This window comes from Lacrimispora xylanisolvens, assembly GCF_002934545.1.
Classification (GTDB): domain Bacteria; phylum Bacillota; class Clostridia; order Lachnospirales; family Lachnospiraceae; genus Lacrimispora; species Lacrimispora xylanisolvens.
Genome location: NZ_PTJA01000008.1, coordinates 194,193 through 211,166 on the forward strand (window position 1 = coordinate 194,193; position 16,974 = coordinate 211,166).

The 16,974-nt window shown below is 42.0% G+C and carries 16 protein-coding genes; 1 reads left to right on the forward strand and 15 read right to left on the reverse strand.

Translation table 11 applies throughout. From position 1 onward, the window contains the following. Window positions 1-143: 143 nt before the first annotated feature. From BXY41_RS15985 to BXY41_RS16015, 7 genes are all read right to left on the reverse strand, one after another. Complete coding sequence (locus BXY41_RS15985) at window positions 144-341, reverse strand: DUF951 domain-containing protein (protein WP_104437858.1); 198 nt, start codon at window positions 339-341, stop codon at window positions 144-146. Between the two features lie 47 nt (window positions 342-388). Continuing rightward, complete coding sequence (locus BXY41_RS15990; protein ID WP_104437947.1) at window positions 389-1,378, reverse strand: aldo/keto reductase; 990 nt, start codon at window positions 1,376-1,378, stop codon at window positions 389-391. 31 nt (window positions 1,379-1,409) lie between these two features. Beyond that, a complete protein-coding gene (locus tag BXY41_RS15995; RefSeq protein WP_104437859.1) occupies window positions 1,410-2,141 on the reverse strand; it encodes an NAD-dependent protein deacylase in 732 nt (243 codons plus the stop codon). Between the two features lie 72 nt (window positions 2,142-2,213). Continuing rightward, a complete protein-coding gene (locus tag BXY41_RS16000) occupies window positions 2,214-3,263 on the reverse strand; it encodes a GNAT family N-acetyltransferase (protein WP_104437860.1) in 1,050 nt (349 codons plus the stop codon). 3 nt (window positions 3,264-3,266) lie between these two features. Further along, window positions 3,267-4,187: a DUF2156 domain-containing protein gene (locus BXY41_RS16005; protein WP_104437861.1), complete on the reverse strand. Its 921-nt coding sequence runs from the start codon at window positions 4,185-4,187 to the stop codon at window positions 3,267-3,269. Window positions 4,188-4,211: 24 nt separating this feature from the next. After that, a complete protein-coding gene (locus BXY41_RS16010; protein ID WP_104437862.1) occupies window positions 4,212-4,616 on the reverse strand; it encodes a hypothetical protein in 405 nt (134 codons plus the stop codon). Between the two features lie 93 nt (window positions 4,617-4,709). Next, window positions 4,710-5,678 (reverse strand): AraC family transcriptional regulator, encoded by a 969-nt coding sequence (locus tag BXY41_RS16015; protein ID WP_104437863.1) that lies wholly within the window; start codon window positions 5,676-5,678, stop codon window positions 4,710-4,712. Window positions 5,679-5,865: 187 nt separating this feature from the next. On the opposite strand from BXY41_RS16015, the gene BXY41_RS16020 reads away from it, so the two are divergent. Further along, window positions 5,866-6,108: an HPr family phosphocarrier protein gene (locus BXY41_RS16020; protein ID WP_104437864.1), complete on the forward strand. Its 243-nt coding sequence runs from the start codon at window positions 5,866-5,868 to the stop codon at window positions 6,106-6,108. A 75-nt stretch (window positions 6,109-6,183) separates the two neighbouring features. Here the strand turns inward: BXY41_RS16020 and BXY41_RS16025 are convergent, their stop codons facing one another. The 8 genes from BXY41_RS16025 to dapA form a co-directional block, all read right to left on the reverse strand. Then, window positions 6,184-8,205 (reverse strand): methyl-accepting chemotaxis protein, encoded by a 2,022-nt coding sequence (locus BXY41_RS16025; RefSeq protein ID WP_170072411.1) that lies wholly within the window; start codon window positions 8,203-8,205, stop codon window positions 6,184-6,186. Between the two features lie 247 nt (window positions 8,206-8,452). Next, window positions 8,453-9,832, reverse strand: coding sequence for an ABC transporter substrate-binding protein (locus tag BXY41_RS16030; RefSeq protein ID WP_104437866.1), 1,380 nt, complete (start codon window positions 9,830-9,832; stop codon window positions 8,453-8,455). Between the two features lie 28 nt (window positions 9,833-9,860). Continuing rightward, window positions 9,861-10,709: a carbohydrate ABC transporter permease gene (locus BXY41_RS16035; RefSeq protein ID WP_104437867.1), complete on the reverse strand. Its 849-nt coding sequence runs from the start codon at window positions 10,707-10,709 to the stop codon at window positions 9,861-9,863. A 5-nt stretch (window positions 10,710-10,714) separates the two neighbouring features. Next, window positions 10,715-11,650 (reverse strand): carbohydrate ABC transporter permease, encoded by a 936-nt coding sequence (locus BXY41_RS16040; RefSeq protein WP_432765521.1) that lies wholly within the window; start codon window positions 11,648-11,650, stop codon window positions 10,715-10,717. Window positions 11,651-11,672: 22 nt separating this feature from the next. Next, complete coding sequence (locus BXY41_RS16045; protein WP_104437869.1) at window positions 11,673-12,815, reverse strand: enolase C-terminal domain-like protein; 1,143 nt, start codon at window positions 12,813-12,815, stop codon at window positions 11,673-11,675. Window positions 12,816-13,011: 196 nt separating this feature from the next. After that, complete coding sequence (locus BXY41_RS16050) at window positions 13,012-14,949, reverse strand: sigma 54-interacting transcriptional regulator (protein WP_104437870.1); 1,938 nt, start codon at window positions 14,947-14,949, stop codon at window positions 13,012-13,014. A gap of 18 nt (window positions 14,950-14,967) precedes the next feature. Continuing rightward, window positions 14,968-15,834 carry an MBL fold metallo-hydrolase gene (locus BXY41_RS16055; protein ID WP_104437871.1) on the reverse strand — a complete coding sequence of 289 codons (867 nt, stop codon included), beginning with the start codon at window positions 15,832-15,834 and terminating at the stop codon, window positions 14,968-14,970. Between the two features lie 155 nt (window positions 15,835-15,989). Further along, window positions 15,990-16,880 carry a 4-hydroxy-tetrahydrodipicolinate synthase gene (dapA, locus tag BXY41_RS16060; RefSeq protein WP_104437872.1) on the reverse strand — a complete coding sequence of 297 codons (891 nt, stop codon included), beginning with the start codon at window positions 16,878-16,880 and terminating at the stop codon, window positions 15,990-15,992. Window positions 16,881-16,974 lie beyond the last annotated feature (94 nt).

A 16,974-nucleotide genomic window follows, 5' to 3' on the forward strand; every position in this document is an offset into this window, starting at 1 on the left:
ACCTCCTTGTGGTCTCTGGCCCCTGACTTCAGTTTCAGGAGCAAGGATTAATATATGTCACGGTACAGTATTATACCGGAAATTTATGATAAAAGCAAGTCCTTTTCCCACTTTTATCACTTTTTTCTTATATAATAGGGATTTTATGATTTTGGCTGCCCATCTTTTCCCTTTAATCCTCTGGTATTCTTCTCCACCAGCTTCCTGGGTACCATAATCTGATGGCCGCATCCCGTGCATTTTAAACGAAAATCAGCTCCAACACGCAGAATTTCCCATTCCTGGCTTCCACATGGATGCTGCTTTTTTAATTTTACAACATCTCCAACTTCATAGATCATATCATACACCTGTCCCGTACGTTTTATTTTCTCTTTCAAATAAGACGCTATTTTAAAATAATATCGATTTCTTTCAGTTCCTGTTGGGTAAAAGACAGATTCTCCAGGCACGCTGCATTATCTTCCAGCTGCTTTACGCTGCTTGCTCCTATTAACACTGAGGTCACAGCCGGTTCCCGAAGAACCCAGGAAAGTGCCATCTGTGCCAGTGTCTGTCCTCTTTTTCCAGCCAGCTCATCAAGGCGTCTGATCTGCTCAAGCCGTTCCTCAGTCAGATAACGTCCGCCAATGGTAGTTCCCTTTCTGGCAGCCCTGGAATCAGCCGGAACACCATTTAAATACCGGTTTGTCAAAGCTCCCTGCGCAAGAGGGCTGTAGCAGATGCACCCGGTTCCCTGTTCCAGCAGTGCTCCAAACAAACCATCTTCCGCTCCCCGTTCCAGCATGTTGTATCTTGGCTGGTCAATGAGACACGGAACTCCCAGGTCTCTTAACATGGAGATGGCTTTTACCGCTTCCTGCTCACCATAATTAGAGATTCCAGCATAAAGAGCTTTTCCCTGTTTTACAATATCTGCCAAAGCCCCCATGGTCTCCTCCAAAGGAGTTTCCGGGTCCGGTCTGTGATGATAGAATATATCCACATATTCAAGCCCCATACGTTTTAAACTTTGATCCAGACTGGACATTAAATACTTTCTGGAACCCCAGTTTCCATAGGGACCAGGCCACATATCATATCCGGCTTTTGTAGAGATAATCAGCTCTTCCCGATAGGGAAGCAGATCACTCTTTAAAACTGTTCCAAAATTCTCTTCCGCTTTTCCAGGTGCAGGAAACCCGTAATTATTAGCCAGGTCAAAATGGGTGATTCCCATATCAAATGCACTTAAAAGAATTTCTCCCTGTTCCGATACCGGTTTTTCCAGTCCAAAATTCTGCCATAATCCCAGAGATACCATGGGAAGCATGATTCCGCTTCTTCCGCAACGCTTGTACTTCATTGTGTCATATCTGTTTTCTGCTGCCTGATACATCGTTTTGCTCTCCTTCTTATCCTGAACCGCTTCAGACTCCCACTGCATCATGGAGCACTTCCCCGATGCTGCCGCTGATCACCAGATTGGCTTTCTCATCCATTGGTGTAACGGTTTTGTTAATAAGCACCATTTTGCTGCCTCGGTAATAATCAATCAGTCCGGCCGCCGGATAGACAGTCAGCGAAGTCCCTCCTATGATGAGTAAATCCGCCTGAGAGATGTAAGCGACCGACTTACTTAGCACACTTTCATCCAGACTTTCCTCATATAAGACCACATCCGGTTTAATCATCCCGCCGCATGTACACCTTGGAATCCCGTCCTCCCCCATGGAAGAGATCATCTCTTCCAATGAAAAAAACTTCATACACCGGGTGCAATGATTTCTCCTTACAGATCCATGAAGCTCAAGCACAGACTTACTCCCTGCTGCCTGATGAAGTCCGTCGATATTCTGAGTAATAACCGCTTTTAATTTCCCCATCTCTTCCAGCTTTGCAAGAGCCAGATGAGCCGGGTTGGGTTTTGCGTCCGGAAATAACATCTTATTTTTATAAAAACGATAAAATTCCTTTGGTTTGGACCGGTAAAAACTGTGACTGATAATAGTCTCAGGAGGATACTCATACTCCTGATGGTACAACCCGTCAACGCCTCTGAAATCGGGAATATTGCTTTCTGTTGATACTCCCGCTCCGCCGAAAAATACAATATTCTGGCTCTCCATGATCCAGTCCTTTAACAGACTTCGTTCATTCATCGACTTATCCCTCCAACATGCAGGGGCGGATTCAGCTGAACCCGCCCGTAACTGATTTTCATAATTATAAAATCAGGTTATTTCATCGAAAAACACTCCATTTAAAGGTCTTATCCGGTCTGCCATGGTTTGCCGGTTTTCTGGAACCTCCGGCTTTCCATAGCCGAAAAGCCAGGAAGTCAGTTCGCTGATCCCCATAACCAGATGAGGTTTTATCTTATTACTATCTGACACCAGAGTCATCGTGGAACCATCTTTTGTAAGCTTCCAGCGAAAAACACCGTTGTTTTGTCGTATAAAATCATCCTTAACTTCAATAAATAATTCCATCTCACTGACAGGGCAATCCTCTTTCAGCCTGATCACGGAGATAAACTGCTCCAGATGAATGATACGCCCCATTACAGCCGGTCTTGCATTACCCACTTCCTTACCATAATCGGGAAGAACAATCAGCTCCCGCTGATTTTCTGCAAGTTCTCCGTAATAAGCCCATACACCGGCAAGCCGTTCTCTTTCATCTCTGGTAAAAAGAAGAATCATGTCTCCCCTGTCGCTTCTTACTTCTCTGCATAAATTCCGGTAATACTCCTCATCTCTGTGAGCGTACACCTCATATTTTTTTTCCAGTTGGCGGCCAACGAACCTGGCAGTCTCCTTGCAGTCATCAGACCGTTCCATAAATGCACGGCGGCTTAACCGGGTTCTTCCCTTTTCGTTAAGTACCCGCTTTGGAAGATCACAGATATAGGTAAAATCAAAGGGATGATAAATAGCAGGATCAACCGGAACCAAAAAGCAAAACTCCATACGTTCCATATACATATCTGAAAAACACCGGGCAAGCAGTCTTCTCATATAACCCTGATGGCGGAAATCTGGATCAGTAGCCACTCCGGCAATATAATCCACCTTCCATATGCGGTCTTTTACCACCACTTCATAGGGATTGCGATGGAGCATGGCAGCCGGCTGATCTCCGCTCCATGCAGTTAAAATCTTATTCTTGCGGACTCTGTCCGAATAATAATAATCCAGAAAGCTCTTGGAATCCTCAGAGAAAACTTTTTCCCATAACGCCCGGCTTTCACTTTTTTCTTCCTGCTTCAAATACCGTACCATAGTTTAGAAACCCTTCTGTACCACTGAGTATTTTCTTGCAAAATCAACGGGATAATAAGACATCTTCGCTTTTCTTAAGCCTTCCATTCCCACATCATCTTCCCGGTTCACCAAGATCAGTTCTTCCGGATAAGCATGGGTAACAAACTGCTGGTTAATAAACTGGTAAAGGCCCTTAATATTTGGATCTGCCTTCTCAATATGAATAACAGCCATTTTTTCAAAGGGGTTGTAGCTGCCTATGGTAAATGCCTTTAACATTCCGTCTATAAAAACTCCTGCCATTCTTACATTTAAGAAAGAACAGTTTTTTAGTATGCTGTGAATTCCCATCACTTCATAATCCAGCTGACGGGTAAACTCCGCAGCCTCTACCTTGTTCTCCCACCACTCATTTAAGAATTCCACCACGCTGTCCCTGTCTGAACAACATAGGGTCCGGTACTCATATCTTCCCTCATATTCTTTCAAAAAGGAGTTTAAATGATTCTTCTTTTTGTGAAGCTTCTTTCCGGAAAGTGTCCTTAATGATTGAGCGTCATAGAGATAATCCTTTAAATCTTCTACCTCTTTCACTTCAAACTGATCGGGATCCAGCTTTAAATACTCAATTGCCGCCTCATCTGCCAGAGAGATTCGAAGTGGCTTTTTTAAAACCTCATTAAAGTATTCTTTCATTTCATTGAAATAGTAAGGAAGATCTTCTTCCCTGCACATAGGCATCGCGGTAAAGGGCTGGCCATCCTTTTCCATCAGAAACTGCAATGATTTATTGTCACTGATTGCGTACTTCACATGGTAGTATTCTCTCCAGATAAAACAATCCAGATATACACTATCACAGGTCTTATTTGGCCGCAGGGCATAAAACGGAGTTATCTTTTCAACATCACTTGCCTCAATTGGCTTAAATTGTAAATTCATAATTGTTCCCTTCTATTTTTATCACTAGCTTTTCTTAATAAAATCAGTATTACACTTGGGACAATGAATCTTTATTTTTCCTTTTCCCCTTGGCACCCTGATTTTTTGTCCGCAGCCCGGGCACTTGTAAATGTGAAACTTCATGCTCTGCTGCAGCCGGAAACGCCATTTGCGAAATGTTTCTGCAATAGCAAAACAAAACCGCTCAAATTTCTGATTTTCATCAAAGCGTCTCCTGATATTTCTTGAAAACATACGGTAGTAGCTTACTAACAGGACTGCCACTGCTATGAGATCCACCCAGGGACTCTTTATAAACAGACCTGCAACAAATAAAATAAATGCCGTCGCTGTTAAAAATTTTCCCAATTTATCAGCGCCATATCTTCCCGTCATAAATCGAATAAATTGTTCTCTCATTTGATTCATGCTGTATAATCGCCCCTTTTCTTTGCCTTAACTATAATAACCTATCCAGCCAAAGTCAATGTTATGAGCATATATTTCATAATCTTTTCAGAATTAATCCCTGGACTTATCCCGGTACTGCTTCGGCGTCAGACCATAGCGTTCTTTAAAAATCCGGTGAAAATAACTGCTGTTCTCATAACCGATTTCCTGTATGATTTCTTCCACTGATTTGTTGGATGAGGTAAGGCAGTTCGCTGCCCTGCAAAGACGGATCAACTGTAAGCATTCTGTAAAAGTCATCTGATAGTACCGCTTAAACAGGCGGCTGACATAATAGGTCGGCTGCATGACCTTTAAAGAAAATTCCTCCAGTGTAGCCGTGGTATAATGATTTTCCAGATACTGATACGCCGTCAGGGCAATCTGCTCTTCATACTGTGTCGTATCATGGGATTCCACCTTATCGGCATCATGAAGCAGTTCCATAATTAACATGGACATGGTAGCCTGATTAATCTCCTGCCTGCACTTTTTTTCCACCATCAGAGACCAGATCATATTCTCTAACAGGTTCTTTGCAGGTAAAATATCCTGCAGCCGGAAATGGAGATAATCCGCCACCGAATGATTCTCAGATACTGCTCCTGCAATAAAATGCCTTAAGATCCCCCCGTCCTCTGTAATAAGAGATGGATGGGAGAAAAACTCCGGCTTCAGAAAAAAATGAATCGCAATATCATCTTCCCCTAAAGGCTCTATGGCATGACTGGTACCCTCTCTCAGCAGGAGAAGGTCACTGGTATCCAGTTTAATCCTTTCGGTTTTATTAATAATCTGGACAGCACTGCCACTGTACATATAAACAAGCTCTACATAATTATGACTATGATCCGGAATTGCTATATGGCGAGGCTGGCAATAAAGTCCCATCATACTGCCCTCTTCTATAATCAGATCCTTATCCACTACACTGCTATCCAGATCTCTTACATAGTATGTTAAAATTGAAGATGCATCCTTGATAATACCGTTTTTCTCTTCCGATGTCTTCCTCAAAAATTTCAGAAGTTCTTCATTCATATTTTCCTCCAAACGGCAAACCCACTCGCTCTTCCCCCGATTAATTATATCACCACAATGACATTATTTGCAAGAAAAGACGGTTTTTATACAAATTTAGACATAGCTTATTTATGAGACTGGTCCTATAATCTAGCTATGTATTAATTTTTGTACAATCATTATAATTACTAAGAGGTAAGACATTATGAAAAAGTATCCAATACGTTTGGCTAACATGGAAGAAGCTGCCGCTTTTGTTAAAGTGACGAATCATTTTGAATGCGATATGGACATTTGCAAAGGAAGTATTGTTATTGACGCCAAATCTATTTTAGGCATCATGACCATCTGGTCTGATTGCGATCTTGAACTGATCATTTACAATAACAACCATGACGATGTTTTGGAATCGTTATCACCATTTCTGGTAAATCAAAAAACTGCATAACCACTACATAAAAGCAAAAAGAGGCCTCCAAAAACTAACTATGATCTGTTAGTTTTCGTCAGCCTCTTATTTAAATTAATTACGATTTAATTGAAATTCATCTACCAGTTCTTTTAATACTGCAGCCATATCAGACAGCTCTTTGCTGGCAGCCGCACTTTCCTCTGCAGTTGCGGAGTTGGTCTGTACTACTGCTGAGATCTGGTCGATACCTGCAGTGACCTGACGGATTGCTTCCGACTGTCTGACAGAGGCTTCTGAGATCCGTTCTATCATCTCAGATACGGAACGGGTGCTTACAACTGCCGTGGAAAGAGACTCTGCTGCGTCTTTTACCAGGCCGGAGCCATTCATAACTGACTGAATGGAGTTCTCAATCAGGTGTGTGGTATTCTGAGCCGCTTCTGAGCTTTTTGACGCCAGATTGCGGACCTCATCTGCGACTACAGCAAATCCTTTTCCCGCTTCTCCTGCCCTGGCTGCTTCCACAGCCGCATTGAGTGCAAGGATATTGGTCTGAAATGCAATATCTTCAATGGTCTTAATAATCTTACTGATCTCCCTGGAATTCTCACTAATCTCCTCCATGGCATTAACCAGAGCCTCCATGTGTCTGCTGCTGGTTTCCAGCTCACCAGTGGCTACCACCGCCTGTTCATTGGCACTGGTGGAATCCTGGGCGTTTTTATCAATGTTATGGGAGATGTCATTGATGGTGGCAGCCAGCTCTTCTACTGCACTGGCCTGCTCTGTTGCTCCCTGAGCAAGTGCCTGTGAACTTCCGCTTATATTCTGTGATCCATAAGCGACCTGTTCCGAAGCATTTACAATTCTCTCCATGGTTAAGGTTAAGGTACTGCTGATTTTAAGCAGGGCATTCTTAACCTTCTCAAAATTCCCTTTGTAATCATATTCCAGCCGGAACGCAAGATTCTTGTCTGCAATCTGGTTGAGAACCGAAGTAATTTCATCGATATAATTTACATAATCTTTCAGCTGTAATACGGTATTGCCCAATGAAGCAGCGACCATACCAATCTCATCATTATCAAAGTTCTCCATAGCCAGATCCAGTTTACCCTCCGCAATCTGTTCTGCAACATTGGATAAATTTTTAAGAGGTTTGGTCAACCGTCTGGAAATGAGAATAATTAAAAGAACCAGTAGTACCGATCCCAGTAAAAAGACAGAGACAATTGTGACAGTCACAGCCGTTCGGGAAGCAAGGACTTCTGATCTGGGTATACTGGAGAGCACAAGCCAGCCGGAATTTCCCACCTTATTTACTGCACCGAAATAATTTTCCTTATTCATGGAGTATGTATAGCTTCCTGCTGCCTGTCCGGTTATGGCCTGTTTAATATTATCAGATATCTCGACTTCCGAAACATTCTTCTGAATCATATCATTGTTGGGGTGATAAACAATTTGTCCTCCCTCAGTGGCAAGAACCACAAATCCGCCTGTCCCGATTTTGTAATTACTCATAATAGTCACAAGCTGGGACAGCTTAATATCCAGCCCCATCACACCAAGGGGTTTTCCAGTGCTGCTGTCAAATACGCCACAAACGGCACTGACAATGACCTGTCCGGTACTGGCATCCACATATGGTTCCGTCAAAATTGGGTGATCCAGTTCCATCGCCCGGTACCAGGGCCTGCTTGAGATATCCCAGCCGTCTTCGGATGTAAAGTTGTCCGACTGGGTTACCTGACTTAAATCCAGATCTGCAACCCATGCAGCAAGAATGTTATCCTTATCCGTTGCCTGTATCTTGTCCAGGGTTTTCTTAATCTCCGGATATCCCTTGCTGTCAGGCATTCTGACATTTCCAGTCGCATTCTTCAGATACTCTTCCACCTGCTGGCTTGCCGCAGCACTCTTCATCTCAGCCAGGTAAAAAGTCAGGAAAGAGTCCACCTGATTTGCCGCCGCTAAGGATGCCGAATTAAGATTTTCCATAGACTGATGTTCCATGCTTTTTCCTACCTGCATAGTAATCAGGAACCCTGATAAAATTAATATTACTATGACTGGAGCAGAAATACCGAAAAGCAGCTTTGTAAATATGCGTTTTTTTCTCTTGTTCATCATAGACATCCTTTCTCCCTTTAAAATTTATACTTTAATATAGCATGGAGATAATGGGATAGCAAGAAGAAGGATAATCTGTTTACAAACAAAAGTATTTGCTTAATTTAATTATTCCGCGTGATAATTACAAACCAATCACTGTACCAGTATAACTGCCTGCAGTCTCTTAGTTTACAAAGTCTTTTGAGTGTAAGAGAGGGATTCCCGGAAAATACTCAAAGATGGAAGTCACCAGATAGTAATCAGATTATTTTGCTGATTCTAACTGTTTATTGATGTCGTTAACCAAATATTCTGCAACTCCTGCTGCATCATCCTGTTTGTAACTGAGCATCTGCATACCCATATAATAAGTACCGTCTGGATTCTTAAGTGCAGATCGTTCAAATACAGGGTCAAACTTAAAAGCAGTCCATTCCATAACTTTTTTATTTGCTATTGCTGCCAGGCTGTTGGATAAATCAAGAGATGCAAGTCCATTTTTGTTTGCTGGCACTCCTCTGGTATCTCCAAGGATCTTTGCCCCTTCCGGATCACCAAAAAGGAACTGGATCAGTGCAGCTGACTCTGCCGGATATTTTGAAGTTTTGGGGATTGCGAACACCATGGAGGCTTTTGTCATGCCACCTTTGTAATCTCCCATATTAATATAATCTCCTACCTCAAATTCAAATCCAGGAGCTGCTTCCTGGTATTTCTTTAAGTTGCTGTCCCAAATATACATACCTGCATAATGCCCGTCAATCCATCGCTGGTTTGTATCAACCAATTCTGAACCATCGCCCGCAAGAACCTCCAATGTGGGAATTACATGCTTTTCTTCCAATAAGCTGATCCACTCCAATCCTTCCTGGATCTCTTCCTTACTGTATTGCAGCTGATAGTTTTCTACCCATGGCTTTCCGTATTTGCACTGCAGATAATAAACCATCAATGTCATGCGGTCCAGTTCATTTAATATAATTGGATAGTAGGTACCATCTTTATAAGCTGCAAAAGCTTCTCCAACGGCATACAGTTCATCTAAATTCTTAGGAATTTCTACCCCCACATCTTTCAGCCTTGTGGTATTCCAGAAAAATACACGCCCCGTATTGCTTGCCGGTAACGCCTGCAAAACTCCATTCGTTGTATAATAATCCAGATCTGATTTATCATATGCTTTTAAATCAATAATATCTGAAACCTTGTTTAAATCATAAAAAAGGCTTCCGTCCGGCGAATAATTAAATACCCAGTCCATATTCAGCTGAACCACATCTGCTGCTGAGCCTGATTTCAGAGCCAGTGCGACCTTTTCCTCGTGGCCTGTAAACGATTCGTATTCTGCTTCTACTTTTATGTTCGGATACTTTGCCTCAAATGCCTTGATTCCTTCCAGTGTTGCCTGATGCCTGCTGTCTCCCCCCCACCAGTTCATACGAAGAGTTATGGGATCTGTTGTATTTACTTTAAGCCCTTCCGCTTTTGCAGACTCCGCTGCTCCCTGGCTCGCTGCCTGTGTTTCTGATACGGTTGTCTCCCCCTGGGGTTTACTGCTCTCTGTCGGCATGCAGCCTGCAAGAGATACTGCCAATAAACCGGATAAAGCAAATACCGCCGTCTGTTTCCAATTGTTTTTCTTCATGTTTCTCCTCCTCCAAAAAAATCTATTTTTAACCTTTTACCCCGCCTGCTGCAATTCCATCTACAAAAGAATTCTGAGCAATAAAAAATACTGCTAATGACGGAATAATCGCTATCAGCGACATTGCCAGAACCCGATTCCATTCAAATCCCACATCTGCATCCATTGACATACGCAGGAAAATGGAAACCGGATATTTTGCTACTGTATTGACATAAATCAGCGGCCCCATAAAGTCATTGGAAGCCCACATGAACTGAAACAAAGCGCAGGATACAATGGAAGGCTTCAGCATTGGTACAATTACATACCACAGTGTCTGTATTACATTGCAGCCGTCTATTTTCGCCGCCTCTTCCAGTTCTTTCGGAATCCCTCTGAGAAACTGGATCAGCATATATACAAAATAGGTGTCCCCTGCAAATAGCGAGGGAATAATCAGGGGCAGATAAGAATCCAGCCATCCAATTTGGTTAAACAATATATACTGCGGAACATTAAGTACAACCTGAGGTAAAAATAACGTAGATAATAGCACTGCAAAGGAAAACTTTTTACCGATAAATTGAAACCTCGCAAAACCGTATGCTGTAAAAACTGCTGAAAATACAGTAACGGCAACTTTAGGAAGAACAAATCTATAAGTGTTCCACATAAAAAATAGCAGAGTCATTCCTTCATAGCCCTTAAAGCCTCGTACATACCCCTCCACAGTAGGCGATTTTGGAATAAATCCTATACTTGAGAAGATCTCTGCATTGGTTTTAAATGAAGCACCCACCATCCAGATTAATGGATAAACCATTACAGTACCTACTAATATCAGGATCAGGTATCGAAGAAATGTGTTAATTCTGTCTCTCTTTTCTCTTGTCATTATTCTTACCTCCCATCCTCATCGCTGTAATATACCCAGTACTTCTGACTGACAAAAGCAATTATAGTGAATGTGGTGATAATTAAAAACAGCAGCCATGCAATGGCGCTTGCCATTCCCATTTCATAGCTTTTAAACGCATTATTGTAAACCAGCAGAGATACCAGAGTCGTGGACCGAAGAGGACCTCCTCTTGTTATAATAAACGGACCGTTAAATTCCTGAAATTTGTGACAAAGCTGTGTTACAAAATTATAAAATATTACCGGCGTGATAAGAGGTACTGTAATATTAAAAAACTGTCTCCATTTTCCAGCTCCATCAATAGACGCCGCCTCATACAGATCCGCAGACACCCCTTTTAGTGCAGCCAGAAAAATGACCATTGGAGAGCCAAACTGCCAGATACGCAGAAGCACAATAACAAAAAATGCGCCCCTGGTGTCTCCAAGCCAGTTAAAAGGTTCCACTCCTAATTTTGCAGATATCATATTGATCAGACCTTCCGTCTTAAAGAGAAATCTCCATAAGACTGCAATGGATACGGAACCGCCTAAAATAGAGGGTATGTAATAAGCAGTTCTGAAAAAATTGACTCCTCTTATTTTAAAATTCAAAATGTATGCGATAAACAAGGCGAAAGAAAGTTCCAGCGGAACTGTTAAAAACGCATACTTAAATGTCTGTCCAAACGCAGTCATGGTCAGCTTATCCTGAAGTATCGCCTTATAATTTTCCAGTCCCACGAATGCAGCTGTCCGAAACAGATTGTATTCATGAAAGCTGTAAATAAACGATGCCATAAACGGATAAAATTTAAAGATGGCAAAACCAATCCACCAGGGCAGTATAAATAAAAAACCAAAGTTCTTTTTTATAAAATCCCTGGGATTTTTATATTTTGATACCCGGAGATTTCTTCTGTTATTTTTTTCCAAAATTGTCCCTCCCACAACCATAGTCTTATTCTGTATAGAATATTTTTTTACTTTCCAGAAGCCCGTCCTTTTCCAGTTTTTCAAGATCCATGCGCTGTGGATTTCCAGGCAGGTCAGGCTGACAATAAAATCTTCCGTTCTTTTCCTCCGGTTGGAACAGGGTATATTTACCCACCGGCTTGCTGATCGGCTCATGATATTCAATCATTTCATCTTCCCCATACAGGCAACCGAAAATAGCATTCAAATAAATTCTTCCTCCGGATGAGAACGTGATTCCTTTCCTTCTGGCTAAATCCCGGATCTTCAGAATATCATCGATTCGGCTCATCCGTCCTATGGAAGGCTGCAGATGATCCACCCCTTTTTCGGCATAGGTTTCATAAGCATAATAAATTCTCATTGATTCTCCAAATGCCAGCGGCATAGAAACTCCCAACTCCTTAAGTTCTTTAATTCCATTCATATCGTGAGCGTGTATCGGTTCTTCAAACCATGCCAGTTCATAAGGCTCCGCCAATTTTGCAAAACGATATGCTTCTTCTACATTCCAGCGCTGATTGGCATCCACTGCAATCCCAATTTTGGAACCCACAGCTTCCCTCACCTTTCTAAGTCTGCGTATATCACGCTCCATATCCTTTCCGTCACTGCTGCCCACCTTGAATTTCACCGTCTGATATCCCTCGTGTACATACCTGACCATATCATCTGTCAGCTCTTCGTCTTCCAGAAGCAGAGATCCGCCTCCTTTATAAGCAGCTGCCCAGTCTTTTTCAGCCCCAAGGAACCGGTGCAGGGGTTTACCGGCTCTTTGTGCAAGAATATCCAGCATCATTAGATCCAGCTGGCCCACTTCCACCGCCTGACCACTTTGAAATCCGGAATTTCTAATTTTCCAGTAAAGAGTATCTCTCCATTGGCTGTAGGTTCTTGTCTGTCCATCCAGGATCATTGGAAGAATATTTTTTACAAAGCTTCTTCCAACACAAAGATGAGCGCAAGCCCCTTCTGAATCATAAAGCTCAATGCAACCCTGCTCAGGTGCATATTTACCCATTCCGCCAGTCCCATCCTTAAAAGGTTTTGGCAATGGAATCGGGTGAAAATTATAATAAACTGCTTTTACAAATTGAATGTTGTCTTGAAATTGAAATGTAATATTCATATGCGCCTCCGTTATAACTTGCCTTGAAATTCTTATCACAGTATAACGTCATCCCACTCCCCAAACAATTGACACATTAACACAGAAAATGCATGCGCAATTTACGTTTTGTGCATGCATTTCATATTGCTTAATATTTATTTCAAATGTAGTTAATGCATTGCAAAATCATTACATTTTGCAATGGAGCGCAAGATTATTTTTCAATAATTTCCAATTTTTTTATTTTTCTCCATAATGTGGTTGTGCTGATATTCAGTTCTCTGGCAGTTAAGGTACGGTTCCCGTTATACTTGTTTAGTATTGATTTAATAAGTGTGCGTTCCGGGTTTTCCGCTGTTCCCGCAGGACTCCATTGCTCCATTTTTTCCTCTTCTTCCAATGAAACCGCATAAATACTGGTATCCCGGTGATAGAGTTCATCAAGTAAATCTCTGACATATGCCTCTGTAATGGTACGTTTCCCTACTGTCAGAATCATTCTCTCGCAGAATGCTTCCAGCTGAATACTATTTCCCTCCCATGGGTAATTTAAAAGGACCTGTTTAACACCGGGGGCCATTACATGATACCTGGAATACTGCTCCATATATTTTCTGGTATACAGATCCAGTAAATACTCCACATCTTCTCTTCTGTCTTTTAAATTTGGGATCTTTAAACGCAGAGATTTCAGGGTAAAATACAAATCAGACCGAAACTTGAACTCACTGCGCAGCTGAGTCAGATTCTTTGCCGTACATGCAATAATTCTTGTATCAATCATGAGAGTATCTTCAATCCGGTTTCCCCTGATTAAGCGTTTTGTCCGAATCGCACGAATGAGATTGTACTGGGCCTGAAGAGTCAGCTTGTCTATACTTTGAATCACCAGTGTGCCGTGATTGGCTTGTGCAAGGGCTCCGGGTTCATCTTCACCCTGTCCTTCTCTTTTGCTGCCAAACAGAGTCCTCGTCTGCTGGTCCTCTGTTAATCCTGCCATATTAATTACAATGAAGGGTCCATTCTTTCTCATGCTGTAATTATGTATTCCCTGAGTAATTGCTTCCAGCTCCGGACCCGATATCGCTTCAATCAGCATGGGGCTGGAAGACTGAGCATATAATTTCGCCAATTCCACAATTTTATGCATATCTTTCAAATTCTTGCTGATGTCATCAAAGGTGCCATAAGCCACATATCCCCTTAAATACTGTTCCTTCATAACGTCTTTATCATTCATATCAAGCCGCTTTAAACGGTTGCAGGAAATAATTGCACCGTCAATACGGGTTCCCACAACGATTGGCTCCATAGAAACGACGATGGATTGATCAAGCAGCGTCAGAAATGTAGAATAGTTTTCCAGACTGCCTGTCAGAATCTGATTTAATACTGTTTCTTCAAGATCTTTTAAAAAACTGGTTACTGGTTTCCCTACACATCGCTCCGAGCTGCATCCAAGTATTTGCTCCATAGCACGATTCATTACCAGAATCTTTCCTGCCACACTGATTTTGATAATACCATTAAATGCGCTGTCCAGAACCGTTGAAAATTGGGCATAATTATGCTGTTCAATTTCTGACATATAGTAAAGAGATTCTGCATTTTTAAGTGCCACCCGTATGGCTTCTCCGGTAGATGACATATAAAGGCCGGGGATTCCCATCTGATATGCCCCATCTAACGCTGACTGACCTCCGATAATGATATCCAGTCCATCCTTTCCTGCCTCTTCAATGGTATTTCGCCATTCATTGAAATCTTTTAAAATATACCGTTTTAAATCAATGTGGTATAACTGGTTAAAGTATGTTGTATCACACAGCATATCACCCCAGCCAAAAATTCCGATCCTGGGGCACTCTTTCTCCACAATGCTTTTTGCCCGGATCACCAGAAGTCCAAGTTCTTGTGCTGTCATTACAATTTCAGCTACTGCTACATTGGTATGGCGACGGATCTCCGCTGCCTGTCTGCCTCTTGCTATGATAATATTTACACCCTCTGAGATAGCCTTTTGCGCTTCTGTTACCGCTTCCTCCACCCGGATTCTTTTTACTATGGTAACATGATTGTCTTTTTCTCTCAGTATCCCCTTCGCCTGCTCATACATCTCATCGCTTGGCACAAATAATGCAATTCCGGACATTTCAATCCACCATCTTTCTTACATTTCTATTAAATCAGTCCCTGCTTCCTCTTCCTCCAGCATGATCTCATACCGTTTCTTTATAGAATCCAGATAACGTTTCCACTCAGATGGATCTATAAATGGATTGGCTCCTTCCGGCTCCTGTATCATTAACTGCCGTTTCTCCACTGTACGGTTATGACCCGCGTGATTCCCCAGCATGATATCAACAGGCTCCTCATATACCCGTTCTATCCCTTTCAGAAATTCTTCCCTGCACTGCTTTCTGTCAAAGCGCTGGATAAACGTTCTGCATAAAGTATTTAGCCCTGCTCCGCCGTGCATACCTGCAGTCATCCGGACCCCATTTTCCTCAGTTTCGAAAAAGAAAGAAATTACCCCATCTGAATGTCCGGGAGTAGAAATTATCCGGATACTGGTGTTTCCAAGGGTAATAATATCTCCATCCTTCATAATCAAATCAGGCTCAAAAGGCTTGAAATAGCTGCATCCGCAGTCACGTGTTAACACCAGCTCCGGTCTTTCACGAAACATGACTGCGTCTCCCTCTCCCAGACAGGTTTTCGCCCCGGAAAGTTCTTTGAGAAAAGCCGTTCCTCCTATATGATCAAAGTGACCATGGGTATGGAGGATATAACGGATGTCTTTGGGATTAAACCCTAATTCCCATATAGACTGAACCAGCATGGCCACCGTTGTTGGATAGGTGGTATCAACGAGTATCAACCCTTCTCCTGTATCAATCAAATGGGAGCCAACACTTTTATTACCTGTGTAATACAGGTTTCCATATATCCGAAATGGTTTCACACGATATTTTTCCGGGTACATATAGAAATCTTCTCTGGTTTTAACATTAAATTCATATTTAGACACTAGCATTTAACCAACTCCTATAAAATTTGCTTTTATTATCTTACAGAGAAATCCAAATTGCAACTCTATTTGCCACTTTTAGCAGCTTGGTCTTTTTATGTATAAAAAGAAGCGCTTCATAGATTTTGTATTTATAAAGCGCTTCTTTTATTTATCAGGTATTAAATATGACTAAAATAAGATTCCATGATATCACTCAATTTTTCTTTATCTGCTTCTTTTAACGGAACCAGAGGCAGTCTGTATTTTTCCTCACACAGTCCCAGTATTGATAAAGCCGCTTTCACCGGTACAGGATTTACATCCATAAACATGGCATTCATAATGCGTAATAACTCTAACTGCATATCTCTGCTCTTTTTCACCTGTCCCTCAAAAAACAACTCACACATGGTGTGCATCTCCTGGGGCATAATGTTGGCCAGGACCGAAATCACGCCCATCCCTCCAAGAGACATAATCGGTACAGTCTGATCATCATTTCCCGAATAGAGATCCAGCCGGTCTCCGCACAGAGCCGCAACTTTTGCAATATGGGAAATATTTCCGCCAGCCTCCTTCACAGCTCTTATATTGGGATGTTCAGAAAGCTTTAAATAAGTTTCAGGTTCAATATTGACCCCTGTACGTGTGGGAACATTGTACAAAATAATTGGAATATCCACCCGGTCTGCTATTGTATTAAAATGCTCCACCAGTCCATGCTGGGATGTCTTGTTATAGTACGGTGTGACCAGCAAAAGCGCTGATGCTCCAAGTGATTGCGCCTTTCTGGAAAGCCTTACTGAGTTTGAGGTGGAATTGCTCCCCGTTCCCATAATCACAGGAACCCTGTGGTTTACATAATGAACCACAAATTCCAGCAGATCTGTCTTTTCCTTCTCTTCCAGTGTTGAAGATTCTCCCGTTGTTCCGTTTACAAGAATTGCATCTGTACCATTTTCCAGCTGAAATTTCAACAGCCGCTCCATAGCCACAAGGTCCAAATTCCCATGTTTATCCATGGGTGTAACAATGGCTGTAGCAGAGCCTTTAAAAATCCCATCATTCATAGACATTCATTCCTAAAAAATAGGTTCATACTAACAGAAATATGACAAACATTCCCAGATGGTACCATACACAAATCATTTTTTTTATCATATA

Excerpts from the sequence above, each read along its gene's own strand:
- BXY41_RS15985 (WP_104437858.1), bottom strand. The coding sequence starts at position 341 with ATGATCTATGAAGTTGGAGATGTTGTAAAATTAAAAAAGCAGCATCCA.
- BXY41_RS16030 (WP_104437866.1), bottom strand. The coding sequence starts at position 9,832 with ATGAAGAAAAACAATTGGAAACAGACGGCGGTATTTGCTTTATCCGGT.
- BXY41_RS16015 (WP_104437863.1), bottom strand. The coding sequence starts at position 5,678 with ATGAATGAAGAACTTCTGAAATTTTTGAGGAAGACATCGGAAGAGAAA.
- BXY41_RS16055 (WP_104437871.1), bottom strand. The coding sequence starts at position 15,834 with ATGCTAGTGTCTAAATATGAATTTAATGTTAAAACCAGAGAAGATTTC.
- BXY41_RS16025 (WP_170072411.1), bottom strand. The coding sequence starts at position 8,205 with ATGATGAACAAGAGAAAAAAACGCATATTTACAAAGCTGCTTTTCGGT.
- BXY41_RS16005 (WP_104437861.1), bottom strand. The coding sequence starts at position 4,187 with ATGAATTTACAATTTAAGCCAATTGAGGCAAGTGATGTTGAAAAGATA.
- BXY41_RS16050 (WP_104437870.1), bottom strand. The coding sequence starts at position 14,949 with ATGTCCGGAATTGCATTATTTGTGCCAAGCGATGAGATGTATGAGCAG.
- BXY41_RS15990 (WP_104437947.1), bottom strand. The coding sequence starts at position 1,378 with ATGTATCAGGCAGCAGAAAACAGATATGACACAATGAAGTACAAGCGT.
- BXY41_RS16010 (WP_104437862.1), bottom strand. The coding sequence starts at position 4,616 with ATGAATCAAATGAGAGAACAATTTATTCGATTTATGACGGGAAGATAT.
- BXY41_RS16000 (WP_104437860.1), bottom strand. The coding sequence starts at position 3,263 with ATGGTACGGTATTTGAAGCAGGAAGAAAAAAGTGAAAGCCGGGCGTTA.
- dapA (WP_104437872.1), bottom strand. The coding sequence starts at position 16,880 with ATGAATGATGGGATTTTTAAAGGCTCTGCTACAGCCATTGTTACACCC.
- BXY41_RS15995 (WP_104437859.1), bottom strand. The coding sequence starts at position 2,141 with ATGAATGAACGAAGTCTGTTAAAGGACTGGATCATGGAGAGCCAGAAT.
- BXY41_RS16035 (WP_104437867.1), bottom strand. The coding sequence starts at position 10,709 with ATGACAAGAGAAAAGAGAGACAGAATTAACACATTTCTTCGATACCTG.
- BXY41_RS16045 (WP_104437869.1), bottom strand. The coding sequence starts at position 12,815 with ATGAATATTACATTTCAATTTCAAGACAACATTCAATTTGTAAAAGCA.
- BXY41_RS16020 (WP_104437864.1), top strand. The coding sequence starts at position 5,866 with ATGAAAAAGTATCCAATACGTTTGGCTAACATGGAAGAAGCTGCCGCT.